At 47.5% G+C, this 14,712-nt stretch carries 14 protein-coding genes; 12 read left to right on the forward strand and 2 right to left on the reverse strand.

Features of this window, described 5'->3' with window-relative positions; genetic code table 11:
• Positions 1–29 precede the first annotated feature (29 nt).
• Positions 30–1,148: a PilT/PilU family type 4a pilus ATPase gene (locus tag LSG34_RS14570; RefSeq protein WP_233009817.1), complete on the reverse strand. Its 1,119-nt coding sequence runs from the start codon at positions 1,146–1,148 to the stop codon at positions 30–32.
• A 2-nt stretch (positions 1,149–1,150) separates the two neighbouring features.
• Positions 1,151–2,218, reverse strand: coding sequence for a type IV pilus twitching motility protein PilT (locus LSG34_RS14575; RefSeq protein WP_233009818.1), 1,068 nt, complete (start codon positions 2,216–2,218; stop codon positions 1,151–1,153).
• 42 nt (positions 2,219–2,260) lie between these two features.
• Between LSG34_RS14575 and LSG34_RS14580 the strand changes: the two genes are divergently transcribed.
• The 12 genes from LSG34_RS14580 to LSG34_RS14635 all read left to right on the forward strand — a co-directional run bounded on the left by LSG34_RS14580 (position 2,261) and on the right by LSG34_RS14635 (position 14,475).
• On the forward strand, positions 2,261–2,953 hold the full coding sequence (locus LSG34_RS14580; RefSeq protein ID WP_233009819.1) for a YggS family pyridoxal phosphate-dependent enzyme: 693 nt from the start codon (positions 2,261–2,263) through the stop codon (positions 2,951–2,953).
• Positions 2,943–3,758, forward strand: coding sequence for a pyrroline-5-carboxylate reductase (gene proC / locus LSG34_RS14585; protein WP_233009820.1), 816 nt, complete (start codon positions 2,943–2,945; stop codon positions 3,756–3,758). The genes LSG34_RS14580 and proC overlap by 11 nt, the downstream gene beginning before the upstream one ends.
• Positions 3,759–3,767: 9 nt before the next feature.
• Complete coding sequence (locus LSG34_RS14590; protein WP_233009821.1) at positions 3,768–4,310, forward strand: YggT family protein; 543 nt, start codon at positions 3,768–3,770, stop codon at positions 4,308–4,310.
• Entirely contained in the window at positions 4,311–4,601 is a 291-nt protein-coding gene (locus LSG34_RS14595) for a DUF167 family protein (RefSeq protein ID WP_233009822.1), read from the forward strand.
• Positions 4,601–5,026, forward strand: coding sequence for a DUF4426 domain-containing protein (locus LSG34_RS14600; protein WP_233009823.1), 426 nt, complete (start codon positions 4,601–4,603; stop codon positions 5,024–5,026). Before LSG34_RS14595 ends, LSG34_RS14600 begins: the two co-directional genes overlap by 1 nt.
• A 56-nt stretch (positions 5,027–5,082) precedes the next feature.
• Positions 5,083–5,697, forward strand: coding sequence for an RdgB/HAM1 family non-canonical purine NTP pyrophosphatase (gene rdgB, locus LSG34_RS14605; RefSeq protein ID WP_233009824.1), 615 nt, complete (start codon positions 5,083–5,085; stop codon positions 5,695–5,697).
• On the forward strand, positions 5,697–6,860 hold the full coding sequence (hemW, locus tag LSG34_RS14610; RefSeq protein WP_233009825.1) for a radical SAM family heme chaperone HemW: 1,164 nt from the start codon (positions 5,697–5,699) through the stop codon (positions 6,858–6,860). Before rdgB ends, hemW begins: the two co-directional genes overlap by 1 nt.
• A gap of 29 nt (positions 6,861–6,889) precedes the next feature.
• A complete protein-coding gene (locus LSG34_RS14615; protein WP_233009826.1) occupies positions 6,890–8,731 on the forward strand; it encodes a DUF885 domain-containing protein in 1,842 nt (613 codons plus the stop codon).
• Between the two features lie 305 nt (positions 8,732–9,036).
• Positions 9,037–10,161, forward strand: a complete 1,125-nt coding sequence (locus LSG34_RS14620; RefSeq protein ID WP_233009827.1) for a glycoside hydrolase family 43 protein — start codon at positions 9,037–9,039, stop codon at positions 10,159–10,161.
• 90 nt (positions 10,162–10,251) lie between these two features.
• The gene (locus LSG34_RS14625) at positions 10,252–11,211 is read left to right on the forward strand and encodes an alpha/beta hydrolase (RefSeq protein WP_233009828.1); all 960 of its coding nucleotides are present in this window, start codon (positions 10,252–10,254) and stop codon (positions 11,209–11,211) included.
• 122 nt (positions 11,212–11,333) lie between these two features.
• Positions 11,334–12,515 carry a hypothetical protein gene (locus tag LSG34_RS14630; RefSeq protein ID WP_233009829.1) on the forward strand — a complete coding sequence of 394 codons (1,182 nt, stop codon included), beginning with the start codon at positions 11,334–11,336 and terminating at the stop codon, positions 12,513–12,515.
• Between the two features lie 16 nt (positions 12,516–12,531).
• A complete protein-coding gene (locus LSG34_RS14635) occupies positions 12,532–14,475 on the forward strand; it encodes an apiosidase-like domain-containing protein (RefSeq protein ID WP_233009830.1) in 1,944 nt (647 codons plus the stop codon).
• The last annotated feature ends 237 nt before the right edge of the window (positions 14,476–14,712 follow it).

The following is a 14,712-nucleotide window of genomic DNA, read 5'->3' on the forward strand; positions in this document are numbered from 1 at the left end:
AATAAGGGCTGGATAGTCCCAGCCCCGACTTAATCATTATCCGTTAAACCTGCCACTGTCACGCCAGACAATAAACCTGAGCCTGTTGTGCCTTCCTGCAGTTTCATCATTAAACGTAAATCATTGGGTGAGTCAGCATAATGCAGCGCATCGGCGTGGCTGATTTGGCCTGCTTTGTATAAATCGTACAGCGCCTGGTCAAAAGTTTGCATACCCAGTTCACGGGATTTGCTCATCACCGCTTTGATTTCCCCTATCTCACCACGTTTAATTAAATCGGCAATCAGCGGTGAATTGAGCAGCACTTCAATAGCTGCCACCCGTTTTTTACCATCCATAGTAGGCACCAGTTGTTGGGCTACTATAGCGCGTAAATTCAGTGATAAATCAAAGAGTAATTTGCCGTGTTTTTCTTTAGGCACCAAATGCATAATACGGTCTATGCCCTGATTGGCGTTGTTGGCGTGCAAAGTGGCGATACATAAATGGCCGGTTTCTGCAAAAGACAAGGCGTATTCCATCGTATCCTGACTACGGATTTCACCGATAAGTATCACATCAGGTGCCTGACGTAACGAGCTTTTCAGCGCAGCTTCAAACGACTCGGTATCAATACCCACTTCGCGCTGCGTCACCAGGCTTTTTTGGTGATCGTGCACAAATTCAATTGGATCTTCGATGGTTAAAATATGACCACGGGCATTTTGATTGCGATAACCAAGTAACGCTGCCAGTGAGGTGGATTTACCAGCGCCAGTGCCGCCAACAAAAAGCACCAGCCCACGTTTGGACATAATGATGTCTTTGAGTACAGGCGGTAGGCCTAAATCATCTGCTTTTGGGATAGTAGTGACAATACGACGCACCACCATACCGGCCTGATCTCGTTGCCAAAAGGCAGATACCCGAAAACGTCCGGCGTCATTGGCAATAGCGAAGTTACATTCTTTATCTTTTTGAAACTGGGCTTGTTGTTTGGCGGTCATAGCCGATAAAACCAGCTCCAGAGATTGCTCAGGGTTCAGCACTTGTTCGGCGATCGGCTGCATTTCACCGTTAATTTTGGCGGATGCCGCAAGGCCAGCCGTGATAAATAAATCCGAAGCACCAGCAGCCACCATTTTATGTAAATAGTCGATTAAGCCCATTGCTATTGCCCCATCCGGCCCATAGAGCCCATGCTGTTAAAGGAGTTTTTATCCTGAGCTTTGGACAATGCATCTTTTTGATTGATCACACCACGGCTGACCAGATTAATCAGGCATTGATCCATGGTTTGCATACCATGAGAGGCGCCGGTCTGGATCACTGAATACATCTGGGCAATTTTATCTTCACGAATTAAGTTTCGAATGGCCGGAACCCCCAGCATAATTTCATGTGCTGCAACCCTGCCACCGCCGTTTTTCTTCAACAGCGTTTGTGAAATAACAGCTCTCAATGATTCAGACAACATAGAGCGCACCATGGCTTTTTCTTCGCCTGGGAATACGTCAATAATCCTGTCTATGGTTTTTGGTGCTGAGGTAGTATGCAAAGTACCAAACACCAAATGACCGGTTTCAGCTGCTGTCATCGCCAGACGAATGGTTTCTAAATCCCGCAGCTCACCGACCAGTATTACATCAGGGTCTTCACGTAGGGCTGAGCGCAGTGCATTGCTAAAACTATGAGTATCACGGTGCACTTCACGCTGGTTGATTAAACTCAGTTTATTCTGGTGCACAAATTCAATAGGATCTTCTATCGTCAGAATATGATGGTTTTTGGTGGTGTTGATGTAGTCAATCATAGCCGCCAAAGTAGTGGATTTACCCGAGCCTGTAGGACCAGTCACCAGCACCAGACCTCGAGGGTTGTCCGAAATACTGCGAAATACTTCTGGTGCATTTAAATCTTCAAGGCTTAATACGTCACTTGGGATGGTACGAAACACGGCGGCAGCGCCGCGGTTTTGCACAAAAGCATTGACACGAAAACGCGCTAAACCCGGCACTTCAAAAGAAAAATCGGATTCGAGCTTTTCTTCGTATTCTTTACGCTGACGGTCATTCATAATGTCGTACACCAAAGAGTGCACTGCTTTATGGTCTAAAGCCGGAATATTTAAACGTCGCACATCCCCATCCACCCGGATCAGTGGCGGTACACCAGCTGATAAATGTAAGTCCGAGGCTTTATGTTGCACACTAAAAGCGAGTAATTCGGTAATATCCATGGTGGAAAGCACTCCAAAGCAAGGGCTAAAAACAGAGTTGATATGACAAACAACATAGCAGAAGCGTTGAAATCAGCCTACAACGCCATCACAGAATTTCAGACAAAACAGCAATTAAACCAACAAAGTCGGCTTATTGCCGTTAGTAAAACCAAACCTGCAGCCTCTGTTGCTGCGGCCTATCAGGCGGGTCAACGCGCTTTTGGTGAAAACTATGTGCAGGAACTGGTCAGTAAAGCAACAGAACTGCACCAGCTTGACGGCATAGAATGGCATTTTATTGGTCCTATTCAGTCGAACAAAACCAAAGACATAGCACTGTATGCCGATTGGGTTCACAGCATAGACAGATTAAAAATTGCAGAACGTTTATCAGCACAGCGCCCTTTGGATAAAACACCACTTCAGGTGCTGCTGCAGGTTAATATCAGTGGCGAAGAGTCCAAATCAGGTATAAACCCTGCCGACTTAGCCGGATTAGCAGCTTCAGTCGCCAAATTACCGCAGCTTAGACTCAAAGGTTTAATGGCTATTCCAGAACCAGGCAAAGGCGCTGAAGCTTTTGCGCAAATGCAAAAGCTGTCACTGCAATTGCAACAACAACATCCTGATGCAAAAGAACTTTCCATGGGCATGTCAGATGACTGGCAAGACGCTCTGCGCTTTGGTTCTACTATGATAAGATTAGGCACGGCCATTTTTGGAGCCAGGGAAACACATTCTGATGATAGATAACACAGTCGCATTTATCGGCGCTGGCAATATGGCGCAGTGCATTATTGGCGGTATGATTCAGCAGGGTTATCCGGCTGAAAATATTATTGCCGCCAACCGTAATGCTGAAAAGTTAAAAGTTTTAAAAGACCAGTACAAGATTGAAACCACCACAGACAATATCGAAGCTGTAACCAAAGCTGATGTCATAGTACTGGCGGTGAAACCACAGATGATGGCTGAAGTTTGTCAGCAACTGGTAGAACAAGCCCCTGAATGTCAGGAAAAGCTGTTTATTTCAGTCGCCGCTGGTATTTCTGTTGAGCGTTTTGAACAGTTATTGGGCCAGGTACGTATTATCCGTGCTATGCCAAATACTCCGGCTTTGGTCGGTTTAGGCGTCACAGGTTTATTCCCAAGCCGCTGCTCTGTCTACGAGCAATCCTTTACTGAAAAGCTGTTTGCAGGCACAGGCAAAACGGTCTGGCTGGAAAAAGAGCAGGACATCAACGCTATTATTGCCGTCACTGGCAGTGCACCGGCCTACTTCTTCTATTTTATGCAGGCCATGCAACAAGTCGCGCAAGAGCTTGGTTTTGATGAAACGCAGGCCAAAGCTATGGTGGCGCAAACGGCTTTAGGTGCAGCCACTATGGCCAATCAGTCAGAGCTATCTTTTGAAGCTTTGCGTGCTCAGGTGACTTCCAAAGGTGGCACCACTCACGAAGCTATTGAAACTTTTAAACAACATAATCTTGAAAGCATGGTCAAAGACGCCATGTATGCAGCGATACGCCGTGCTGAAGAAATGGCAAAAACTCTTTAAGGACTCATAATGACCGAAGCATTCTTTTTTCTGTTAAGCAGCCTGATCAAACTTTATCTGATGGTGGTGTTATTACGCATTTGGTTGCAAAGCGCTAAAGCTGATTTTTACAATCCGTTCAGCCAGTTTGTGGTCAAGGCGACTAATCCGGCCATTGTTCCGCTGCGCCGTTTTCTGCCAAGCATGGGCCCGGTCGACACGGCTAGTTGGATCTTTGCTTTTGCCATTTGTGTGCTGCATGTGGCTATAGTACAACTGCTGCAATTAGGTCAGGTGCTTTATATCTATCTGCCGTTAAGTGCCTTGGTATTGCTGATCACCGAAGCGCTACAACTGGCATTCTGGATTTTAGTGATCCGCGCTTTACTGAGCTGGTTCAGTCAGGGCCGTAATCCGGTAGAGCTGGTGATGCACCAATTAACCGAACCTTTATTACGTCCGGTACGCAGAGTAGTCCCTGTGATGGGTGGTCTGGATTTGTCTTTACTGGTGGTGCTGTTAGGTATCCAGTTTATCCAGATTTTATTGAGTAATATGTTACGTGGTTTCTAAATGTTAACCCGACTGGCCAATGGCGATGTCCTTCTGCAATTGCATGTGCAGCCAGGCGCCAGTCGTGATCAGTTTTTAGGTCTGCATGGCGATGCCATCAAGGTAGCGATTAAAGCACCTCCTGTTGATGGCAAAGCCAATGCGCATTTACAGCAGTTTCTGGCATTGTGTTTTGACGTTCCTAAACGTCAGGTGCTGCTGGAAAAAGGCGAACTGAGTCGGCAGAAAAAATGGCGCATTGTCGCTCCCTGCTCTGTTCCCGATGCCTTACAACCCTATCTGGAGTCCTGATGAAAATTTATCTGTTGGTAGCAAGCCTGGTTCTGGCCTTTTTTGTAAGCCCACTTCAGGCTGAACAAAAAAAAGTGCTGGGGCCATGGGATGTACATTACATCGCTTTTGACAGCACCATGCTCGATGCCAAAGTGGCACAAAGTTACCAGTTACAGCGCAGCAGGTACGAGGCAGTGCTGAATATTTCGGTTCTGAACAGCAAAGACCAAAAAGCACAACAGGTGCGAATTTCAGGCACCGCCACTGATTTAACTCAAAAGCAGATTGAACTGACCTTTCGTGAAGTGAAAGAAGGGGATGCCATTTATTATCTGGCCCAGGTGCCGGTGCACGACCAAAAACACCTGAACTTTAAGCTGGATATCTGGCAAGGCACAGAAAACCAAAAGTTAGAGTTCTCACAGATGTTTTATACCGAATAATCCCCTGTTTATCTGGCTCAGTATCCACTGAGCCTTTTGTTTCAAAGGTTTCTCTTATGCATAAACTTGTTTTAGCCACTGGCAATAAAGGCAAATTAGCCGAGTTATCTGCCCTGCTCGCACCTTTTGACTGGCAGGTGTTGCCGCAGTCCGATTTTCAGGTGCCGGACGCTATTGAAGATGGTTTAAGTTTTATTGAAAACGCGCTGATTAAAGCCCGCCACGCCAGCCGTTTAACTGGTTTACCCGCTGTTGCAGATGATTCAGGTTTAGCTGTGGATGCTTTAGGTGGCGCGCCTGGTATTTATTCAGCCCGTTATGCCGGTGAGCACGGCAATGATTTAAAAAACCTGCAGCAATTGCTGTCGGATTTAAAAGATGTACCACAAGGCGAGCGTGCAGCTCAGTTTCACTGTGTATTGGCTTTTGTCCGTCATGCGGACGATCCTGTTCCTGTGATAGCCCATGGCATCTGGCATGGTCAAATTGCTTTTGACGCTGCAGGTTCAGGTGGTTTTGGCTATGACCCGATATTTTTGCCAAATGATGCCCAAGGCACTGCAGCTGAATTAACCGCAGAGCAGAAAAAGCAGTTAAGCCACAGAGGCAAAGCCTTGCGCTTATTGGTGTCCTTATTAAAAGGCGAACAATTAAAAGGCGAACAAGGTTGATGAACCTTGCATCAACCACACAGCTGCAACTGCCGCCGCTGGCGCTTTATATCCATATTCCATGGTGTATTCAAAAATGCCCTTATTGCGACTTTAACTCGCATGCGGTGAAACAAGGCATCCCGGAGCAGGAATATATCAGCCATTTATTGGCTGATTTACGTCAGGACCTGGGTTACGTGCAGGGCCGCGAAATCAGCTCTATTTTTATTGGCGGCGGTACGCCCAGCACTTTTACCGGTGAGGGTATTCAGGCCATTTTAGATGGTGTGCGTACAGAGCTTCAGTTGACAAGAGATTGCGAAATCACCATGGAAGCCAACCCAGGCACTGTGGAAGCAGCCCGTTTTTCCGCTTATGTGGCAGCAGGTGTCACCCGTTTCTCTATTGGTGTACAAAGTTTTCAGACCGAACAACTCAAAGCCTTGGGCCGTATTCATGATTGTGATGAAGCCATTAAAGCAGCACAGCTGGCCGCTACTTTGCCGCTTAAAAGCTTTAACCTGGATTTAATGCACGGCCTGCCCAATCAGAATGTCACAGGAGCTTTGGCCGATTTACAGCAAGCTATTGATTTAAAACCGCCGCATTTATCCTGGTATCAACTGACCATTGAACCTAATACCGCCTTTGCCTCCCGCCCTCCTGTGTTGCCGGAAGACGAAGCCTTATGGGATATTCAGGAGCAAGGCCATCAGTTGTTACAACAGCATGGCTACACTCAGTACGAAATATCAGCCTACAGCCAGCCTGGTCTGCAGTGCAGACATAACCTGAACTACTGGCGTTATGGCGACTACTTAGGTATTGGCTGTGGTGCTCATGGCAAAATCACTGTGCCAGAGACAGGTAAAATTATTCGGCCGGTCAAAATCAAACACCCCAAAGGTTATATGGATATCAGCAAAGGTTATCTGGATGAAAGCACTGAAGTGCAGCCTGATGATCGCGCCTTTGAGTTTTTTATGAACCGCTTTCGTTTACTCGAAGCTTGTCCTAAACAGGATTTCAGCGCTTACACCGGTTTGCCCATCACATCTGTGGAAGATGCGCTTGCCAAAGCAGAGCAACTGGGGTTAATTAACAGCACAGAAACACACTGGCAAATCAGCCCAAAAGGCGCCAGGTATCTGAACGATTTACTATCTCTTTTCATCGACTAACCATTAATAGAACAAAGGTCCATTTACTTATGCATTTACGTTACTCAGCACTGGCGCTGGCGGTAAGCTTAGCAACAGTAGCAGGCTGTAAACCGGCTCCTACCCCTATCGATCAAAGCAAAATCATTGAAGCCACTGTGGTTTTGACAGAAAACCAAAAAGCAGATGCTCTGTTTGAAAGTATTTTCCAGCAATCAGTGGATAACAGTCCGGAAACCCAAACGGGTTTAGGTCTAAAAACCAATTACGACCAATGGGACGATTTATCTCAGGCACATCGTGATAAAGAGCTGGAGCAAACCAAACAGCAACTGGCTTTAGTGCAGGCGCTGAATATGCAAAGCCTCGACAGCGGCCGTCAGTTGAGTGTGAAATTACTCACAGCTGCCTTGCAGGAAGAGCTGGACGACGCGAAGTGGGATTTATACAGCTACCCAGTCAATCAAATGTATGGCTACCATTCCAATGTGCCATCGCTACTGATTAACCAACACAGCATTAGCAATGAAAGTGATGCCAAAGCTTATATTGGCCGCTTAAAAAATGTCACCACCTACTTCAAGCAGTTAGAACAACTACTGCAAGTCCGTGCTGATGCAGGCGTGTTACCGCCGAAATTTGTCTTTGCTCATGTGATAGGAGCCAGCCGTAACATTATCAGCGGCGCGCCTTTTGACGGCGGTAATGACAGCACCTTACTGGCAGATTTCCGTGGCAAAGTGCAGGAATTAAAGCTGGAACAAGCTGAAAAAGATTTGCTGATCAAAGAAGCTGAGCTGGCCTTAGTCGGCAGCGTAAAACCAGCTTATGAAAACCTGATCAAGTTGCTGACCACACTGGAAGAAAAAGCTGGTACTGAAGATGGGGTATGGCGCTTTAAAGATGGCGATAAGTTTTACGCCACCCGCTTAGCCCGTATTACCACCACAGATTACAGCGCTGAAAAAATTCACCAGCTGGGTTTATCTGAAGTGGCGCGTATTCATGATGAAATGAAAAGCATCATGAAAAAAGTCGGCTTTAAAGGTGATTTACAGCAGTTTTTTGCCTTTATGCGTGACGATCCGCAGTTCTATTATCCGGATACAGCAGAAGGTAAAGCGGCTTATTTAGCTGAAGCTACCCGTATTATCGATACAATGAAATCTCGCTTAGACGAGCTTTTTATCGTCAAACCTAAAGCCGATATGGTAGTCAAAGCGGTAGAGCCGTTCCGTGAGCAATCCGCTGGTAAAGCTTTTTACGAACAACCTTCTATGGACGGCAGCCGCCCTGGTATTTATTACGCCAACCTGTACCGTATGAGTGGCATGCCAAAGTATCAAATGGAAGCTTTGGCTTATCATGAAGGTATTCCGGGTCACCATATGCAAATTGCCATCTCTCAGGAGCTGGAGAATGTGCCTAAGTTCCGTAAGTTTGGTGGTTATACTGCCTATATCGAAGGTTGGGGTTTATACACTGAGTTCCTGCCAAAAGAGATTGGCATGTATCAGGACCCCTACTCAGACTTCGGCCGTTTAGCCATGGAACTGTGGCGCGCCTGCCGTTTAGTGGTCGACACCGGTTTACATGATAAAAAATGGACCCGCGAACAGGCCATTCAGTATCTGGTTGACAACACTCCAAACTCCAAAGGTGAAGCGGTCAACGCCATTGAACGTTACATCGTCATGCCAGGACAAGCCACGGCTTACACTGTAGGTATGTTAAAAATGCTGGAACTGCGCGAAAAAGCCAAAACAGCGTTGGGCGACAAGTTCGACATCCGCCAGTTCCACGACGTAGTACTGAAAAACGGCGCAGTGCCATTGGATGTACTGGAGCAGTTAGTGGACCAGTATATTCAGTCGGCAAAAGCCAAAGCTTAATTGAAGTTCACTAAATATATGCTGTAGGGGCGCCCCTTGTGGGCGCCCGTTTTTTTGCCTAAGTTCACACCATTTTTCAGTCTAAGCTGCTCATAACACTCTAAAACACAGACTGTTTTTTCCATAACTCTCCGCTACTGATACCTCAGGATCCTTATTTAAAATCCCAGCTCTAACCTGCTCAGCTCTTGACCAAATAAGGTAAAGCTATTAAACGGATTCGTAACAGGATAGCCGTTCCGTTATGCCGAAAATTTCTACACACTGTGCCTTATCCCATTATTGCGGCTTAAGGATACGCTTCAATGTTTACCGTTAAAACCTTCAGTACAAATAAAAAACCCTTAGCGCAGCTGTGCCTGGCTTTATCTTTCTTAGGCTCATTAGCCTGTGGTACAGCGCTGGCAGAGACAGCGCCCTCAAGCTTCGACAACCCTATTATTAAATACGATACCCAGGACCCGACCAGACAGGTGGGTGACTTGATCTACACAGCAGACCCGGCCGCTTTGGTGCTGGGTGATACTTTATACCTTTACAGCACGCACGATGAAGCCTTGCCGGATGGCAAAGATTATCGGATGTACGACTATAGGCTTTGGACCAGTAAAGACTTAGTCAACTGGCAAAACAAAGGCGCTGTATTTCGCTACTCAGACTTTCCGTGGGCCAGAGGAAATGAAAAAACAGGCAATGCTTACGCTCACCATGTGATCCACCGTAAAGATGCTTCGGGCAAGTCTAAGTACTATTTTTATGCCGCAGTGGAAGGTGGCCAAACCGAAGGGAAATTTGGATTTTCTATTGGCGTGGCCGTATCAGATAGCCCTGAAGGTCCGTTTAAAGACGCACGCGGTATGCCGATGATTTTGCTGGAAGATACAGCAAAGGATAAAGATCACACCTGGCGCAATATAGATCCAGCCGTTTTTATTGATGACGACGGCAAAGCCTACCTGTATTGGGGTAATCAGCAGTTATGGTGGGTTGAGCTTGAAGCCGATTTAGTGCATCTGAAAGGCGAAAGCTACAGCCTGGATGCACAAGGCAAGATGCAAAACCGCGATACCAGCAAGGTCAAAATCCATGCTGTCGATACCTTGCCTAATTTCGAAGAAGGCCCTTATCTGTCAAAACACAACGGCATCTATTATTTGGTGTATGCGGCGGGTTTTCCGGAAAGTCTGGCCTATGCCACCAGCTCGTCCGCTACAGGCCCATGGAAATACCAGGGCATCATTATGGAACCTCTGCCTAACACCACCACTATCCATCCGGCAATGTTTGATTTTAAAGGCAACACCTATCTCGCTTATCACAGCGCAGACCTGCCGGGCGGTGGCAATTACCGCCGTTCAGTCAGCCTCGACCGAGTGTATTTCAATAAAGACGGCACTATTAAACCCATAGTGCGAACGTCCAAAAAATAATAGTGCGAACGTCAAAGAAATAGTCAGGACGTCCAAGAAATAGCCCGGATAATCTGTTTATTCAAAAGAGACAACAAGGAAAGGAACGAGATGAAAACTAACCTGATAAATCGCAGCTCCTCACACTTTGGCCTGTTCCGGCAGAGCCTGTTGCTGGCCGCTTATTTATGGACAGCGCAAGCTGTGGCGCAGGCCAACGATGTGATGACGCCAATAGCAGCCCCCGATCAGAGCAATGCAATAGAACTTGGTACAGGCCCGCTGCCTGATGCGAAGGCGCAAGAATCATGGCATTCGCAGTATGGCAGCAGATTTGCGCGTAATGTCACAGTCGCCACCCTGACTCCATTTCTGCCCGATGCAAAAATAGCCAGCGGTGCTGCGGTTATTGTTGCCCCTGGTGGTGGTTTTCGCACCTTGTCGATGGACAACGAAGGCTGGGATGTCGCCAAAGCTTTGGCTAGCCAAGGCATTGCCGCCTTTGTACTGAAGTATCGCTTAAACCAAACACCGGCCGATATGGCTGCCTTTGAGCAAGAAATGGCGCAGATGTTTTCCGGTACTGCCCGCCGGCCACCCCGCCCAGAACCATCCGAAATGGTGAAGCGTCTGGCACCACAACTGGAAGACTCAAGCGCGGCCTTTACACTGATCCGCAAGCGCGCTGCTGAATGGAAGGTCGATCCGGACCGTATTGGCATGATAGGTTTTTCCGCCGGCGCTATGCTGACTATGGCAACTACACTGGTAGGTAAAGAAACTAAACCCGCTTTTATCGCCAATATCTATGGCCCTTTGGCTGAAGTCACAGTGCCAGCAGACGCGCCACCGCTATTCGTAGCTCTTGCTGCAGACGATCCTTTTTTTGCTAATGGTGACTTTGGCCTGATCAAAAGCTGGCATCTAGCCAAGAAGCCAGTCGAGTTTCACTTTTACGAGCAAGGTGGTCACGGCTTTGGTATGTATCCAAAAGAAACCACTAGTACTGGCTGGTTTAATGCCTTTAGCAGCTGGCTGAAGATGCACGGCATGATGCAGCCGAAAAAGTAAGGCCTGCTCTAATGATCTGTAGGGGCGTCCCTTGTGGGCGCCCGCTTTCAGTTGATCTGCCTGGCTCCTCAATAAATCCGCTTCATTTGGGGCCTATGTATACCATTCAAGAGAGATGCAAAATGAAAACTATAAAAACCACTCTATTAGGCGGACTGTTACTCTTCACACCACTTTGTCAGGCCGATTTTGTCGACGACTTTAATAAATCAGTAGCAGGCTGGCAAACCTTGACCGGCGATGGCGAGGCGCAGCTGAAGTTTGTTGCTATGGATGGTTTTGCCCGTATGCAGGTCGATGCTACTCAAGATCAACACAACATCTATTGGACCATTATCAAACGTGATGTTGCCCAGTATCTGGATATGGAAAAGCTGAAAAGCCCGGATTACGAATTGCGCGTCGAAGCGCGCGTGCGCCCCAGCCATGCACCGCGGCGGGTCAACTTTATGATTAACACACAGCGCACCACGGATTATCACGAGCATTTACGGGAATATGATCTGGGACAAACTTCTGACTGGCAAGTGATCAGTATGACGACACGCAACCTGGATGCTGTGCCTGGCGATCAAGTGAATATACAACTTGGAGTGACTGATTGGGGGCCAGGCGAATATCACTTAGATGTAGATTATTTTCGCGCTGAAGTGGTTCCAGTGAAGAATGCAAAACCGGATCTAGGCGAGCCTCTTGTTTATCATCCCCCTATCCCTGCACTTAAAAGCTTCTCACAGCATCTGAAGGTAAAGCATGATGCAACTATTAACTCCGCATTCCCTTTAGTGAATTTCAATAAGTGGACATCCGACAATACGCGCGTTTTCACTGTAAGTGCCGGGCAATACCCACTGCTGCGCTGGGACTTACAAAGCTTTCGCGGCCAAAAAGCCAAAGCAGCGGGTGTATTGGAGCTAACCACCCAATCGGTGCAAAAAGGTGGCGACTACAGAGGCGCTTTGGGAGAAGATTTTGGTATTGAGTTCGATAAAGTAAGAGTGTTTGAAGTTTTCGGCGGCGATGAAAACTGGCAACAAAATACTGTCACCTTCAACAGTTTTACCCAGGGCAAAGATCTGCAATCGACCATCAACGGCCAAATGATTTTTGATACAGAGGTTGCTCAAGCTCAAGGGAAAACCCTGGTAACAATCCCCCGCCCCGTATTACAACGCCTGCTCGATGGCACCACGCGCGGACTCTTGCTGCAGCCCCTTGGTGCGCTTGAAGTGTCGTTCTACGACTCAGAGCACGGCGATGGCAGTCAAGCCCCCACATTGCATTTCAGTAGCAGCGCGCAATAAACAGCTGAGGCCCCCCATGAACCGATTTTTTAAACTGCTAGCCATACTGAAACTGCTGGCCCTCGTTGCTGTAATAGCGCTTGCAGGCTGTACAACGCCATCAGCTAACACAGCGGCACCAAATCAAATCCATACCTGGCAGATGCAGGAAATTGTGCTGCTTGCAGAAAAGTCTTACCCAAATTATTACACCGATGTAGATATCTGGGTGCAGTTGAAGGGACCAGGTTTTGATAAGCGCGTCTATGGTTTCTGGGATGGTGAGAACCGTTTTGTGGTGCGCGTGGTGGCCACCAAGCCGGGCGAATGGACATGGCAAAGTAGCTCCAACCATCCTGATGATGCTGGTCTAAATGGCCACTCAGGTTCCTTCACTGCCATTGAATGGTCTGCTGCTGAAAAAATACAGAACCCGAACCGTCAAGGTTTTGTCCGTGTCTCGCAAAATGGTCATGCCCTTGAATATGCCGATGGAACGCCCTTCTTTATGCTGGGTGACACCTGGCTGGCTGGCACCACCTGGCGCTTGCCATTTCGTAATGCGCCCACCTCCAATGACTACCAACCAGGCCCTGGTATTGGTTTTGAAGATGCAGTGGCTTTTCGCAAGAAGCAGGGGTTTAACTCCGTCAGTATGATTGCCGCTTTTCCCAATTGGGATGCAGATTTAAACCCTAGTACTCATGCTGATCAAAATGGCGTTTATCTTAGAAATGCGTGGGAAAAATTCGGTTACGACGTAGCAAGCGGAAAAGGCACAGATGCATCGGGCGGCGTCAGTTATTGGGGTTCGTTCACCGCAAAAAGTATGCGCGATGAATACGGCCATCTGCCTTTTGCGATGTCGGCAGAGCATAAAGGTGTGTCAGATTTCACCCGCATCAACCCGGCCTATTTCAAAAGCCTCGACCGCAAAATGAATTATTTGTCGCAACAGGGTTTCGTGCCGCTGCTGGAAACTGTGCGGCGCGATGTGGGCCCTTCATGGCATGCCTATTTTAATTTCAATGAAACTTTTGCCCGTTACACGCAGTATTTAATTGCGCGTTATGGCGCCAACAACATCGTCTTTAGCGGTATTCATTTAGATTGGATCCCAAAAGAGTTCAGCCTGAGCGCTGCACAATTTAATGAGGCGCTGACCTATCACTTAAAAAAATATGGCCCACCGCCCTTTAACCAACCTGTGACTGTACTGATTGATCGCTCCACCTATGAAGCTTTTGGTCATACTGAGCAAGTCCCCTGGCTTAACATGCACAGCGTGGGGAACAAACCACGCGATCATCGTGTAAGTTCGGCATTGGAAACGCAATTTAAACTGACGCCAGCCTATCCAACTATTAATTTCGAACCCTATTACACCGGCTGGCTGCACGAAATTAATAAACCCGCGGGTGAAGAACCTCCGGCAAATTCTGCACGGGATAATTATTTTGCGCGCGCACAAATGTATGGCTCAGTGCTTTCGGGCGGCTTGTCTGGCCATGTGCACGGCACTGCAGCCTATGACGTTACCTCTAGCGGTGAACCCGCAGGTGCCAGGCCGCATATCTGGGATGCATTAAATTACCAATCCGCCACCTACATGCAGCATCTGCATGCCTTTATGCTTTCGGAAGGCCGCCGCTATCAGGATTTATTGTTAGCCTCTGACGAGATATCTGTGCGTAAGGCTCCGGGCAGCCCAGAGGATGGGCTCGATGGTTGGTCTTATATGATGCGCACAGCGGAAAAAGATTTTGCGCTGCTTTATTTTGAAAATAAAGCTGTCCTGCCAAAGTTAAAAGGCTTCGTCCCAGATAAAACCTATTCCTTGAAATGGTTCGATCCAATCAATGGTCAATGGCAAAAATCGGTTTCGATGACTGCGAATAGTGAAGGCTCTTTAGTTCTACCGGGTTTTCCGCAAGATGAACAAATCGCCAGCCGCGATTGGGCAGCGAAAATTACGCTTTAAATGGATGCGCAGCGGAGGCTCGCGCTTTCGCTGGCTTAGAAGGCACAGTTATTTGTTGCTGAAGGAGGAAAAACGTTCTAATTTAGAAGCTTAGGGTTATAGAGCTAGTAAATAACAGGTCGCCAAAAAGGAATAGCGTGCCAGCACGATTTTTCCTGAATAGGGATAAACCTTCTTAGAGATCCACTTTGTGGCTCAGACAATTAAACGCGGCATGTCAACTGGTAAAACCAGGCT

Origin of the sequence: Rheinheimera faecalis, from assembly GCF_021290965.1 — a bacterium.
In the GTDB taxonomy this organism is placed as follows: domain Bacteria; phylum Pseudomonadota; class Gammaproteobacteria; order Enterobacterales; family Alteromonadaceae; genus Pararheinheimera; species Pararheinheimera faecalis.

What these genes read in the sequence shown, in the direction of transcription:
- LSG34_RS14570 (WP_233009817.1), bottom strand. Translation starts at nt 1,148, where the DNA reads ATGGGCTTAATCGACTATTTACATAAAATGGTGGCTGCTGGTGCTTCG.
- LSG34_RS14575 (WP_233009818.1), bottom strand. Translation starts at nt 2,218, where the DNA reads ATGGATATTACCGAATTACTCGCTTTTAGTGTGCAACATAAAGCCTCG.
- LSG34_RS14580 (WP_233009819.1), top strand. Translation starts at nt 2,261, where the DNA reads ATGACAAACAACATAGCAGAAGCGTTGAAATCAGCCTACAACGCCATC.
- proC (WP_233009820.1), top strand. Translation starts at nt 2,943, where the DNA reads ATGATAGATAACACAGTCGCATTTATCGGCGCTGGCAATATGGCGCAG.
- LSG34_RS14590 (WP_233009821.1), top strand. Translation starts at nt 3,768, where the DNA reads ATGACCGAAGCATTCTTTTTTCTGTTAAGCAGCCTGATCAAACTTTAT.
- LSG34_RS14595 (WP_233009822.1), top strand. Translation starts at nt 4,311, where the DNA reads ATGTTAACCCGACTGGCCAATGGCGATGTCCTTCTGCAATTGCATGTG.
- LSG34_RS14600 (WP_233009823.1), top strand. Translation starts at nt 4,601, where the DNA reads ATGAAAATTTATCTGTTGGTAGCAAGCCTGGTTCTGGCCTTTTTTGTA.
- rdgB (WP_233009824.1), top strand. Translation starts at nt 5,083, where the DNA reads ATGCATAAACTTGTTTTAGCCACTGGCAATAAAGGCAAATTAGCCGAG.
- hemW (WP_233009825.1), top strand. Translation starts at nt 5,697, where the DNA reads ATGAACCTTGCATCAACCACACAGCTGCAACTGCCGCCGCTGGCGCTT.
- LSG34_RS14615 (WP_233009826.1), top strand. Translation starts at nt 6,890, where the DNA reads ATGCATTTACGTTACTCAGCACTGGCGCTGGCGGTAAGCTTAGCAACA.
- LSG34_RS14620 (WP_233009827.1), top strand. Translation starts at nt 9,037, where the DNA reads ATGTTTACCGTTAAAACCTTCAGTACAAATAAAAAACCCTTAGCGCAG.
- LSG34_RS14625 (WP_233009828.1), top strand. Translation starts at nt 10,252, where the DNA reads ATGAAAACTAACCTGATAAATCGCAGCTCCTCACACTTTGGCCTGTTC.
- LSG34_RS14630 (WP_233009829.1), top strand. Translation starts at nt 11,334, where the DNA reads ATGAAAACTATAAAAACCACTCTATTAGGCGGACTGTTACTCTTCACA.
- LSG34_RS14635 (WP_233009830.1), top strand. Translation starts at nt 12,532, where the DNA reads ATGAACCGATTTTTTAAACTGCTAGCCATACTGAAACTGCTGGCCCTC.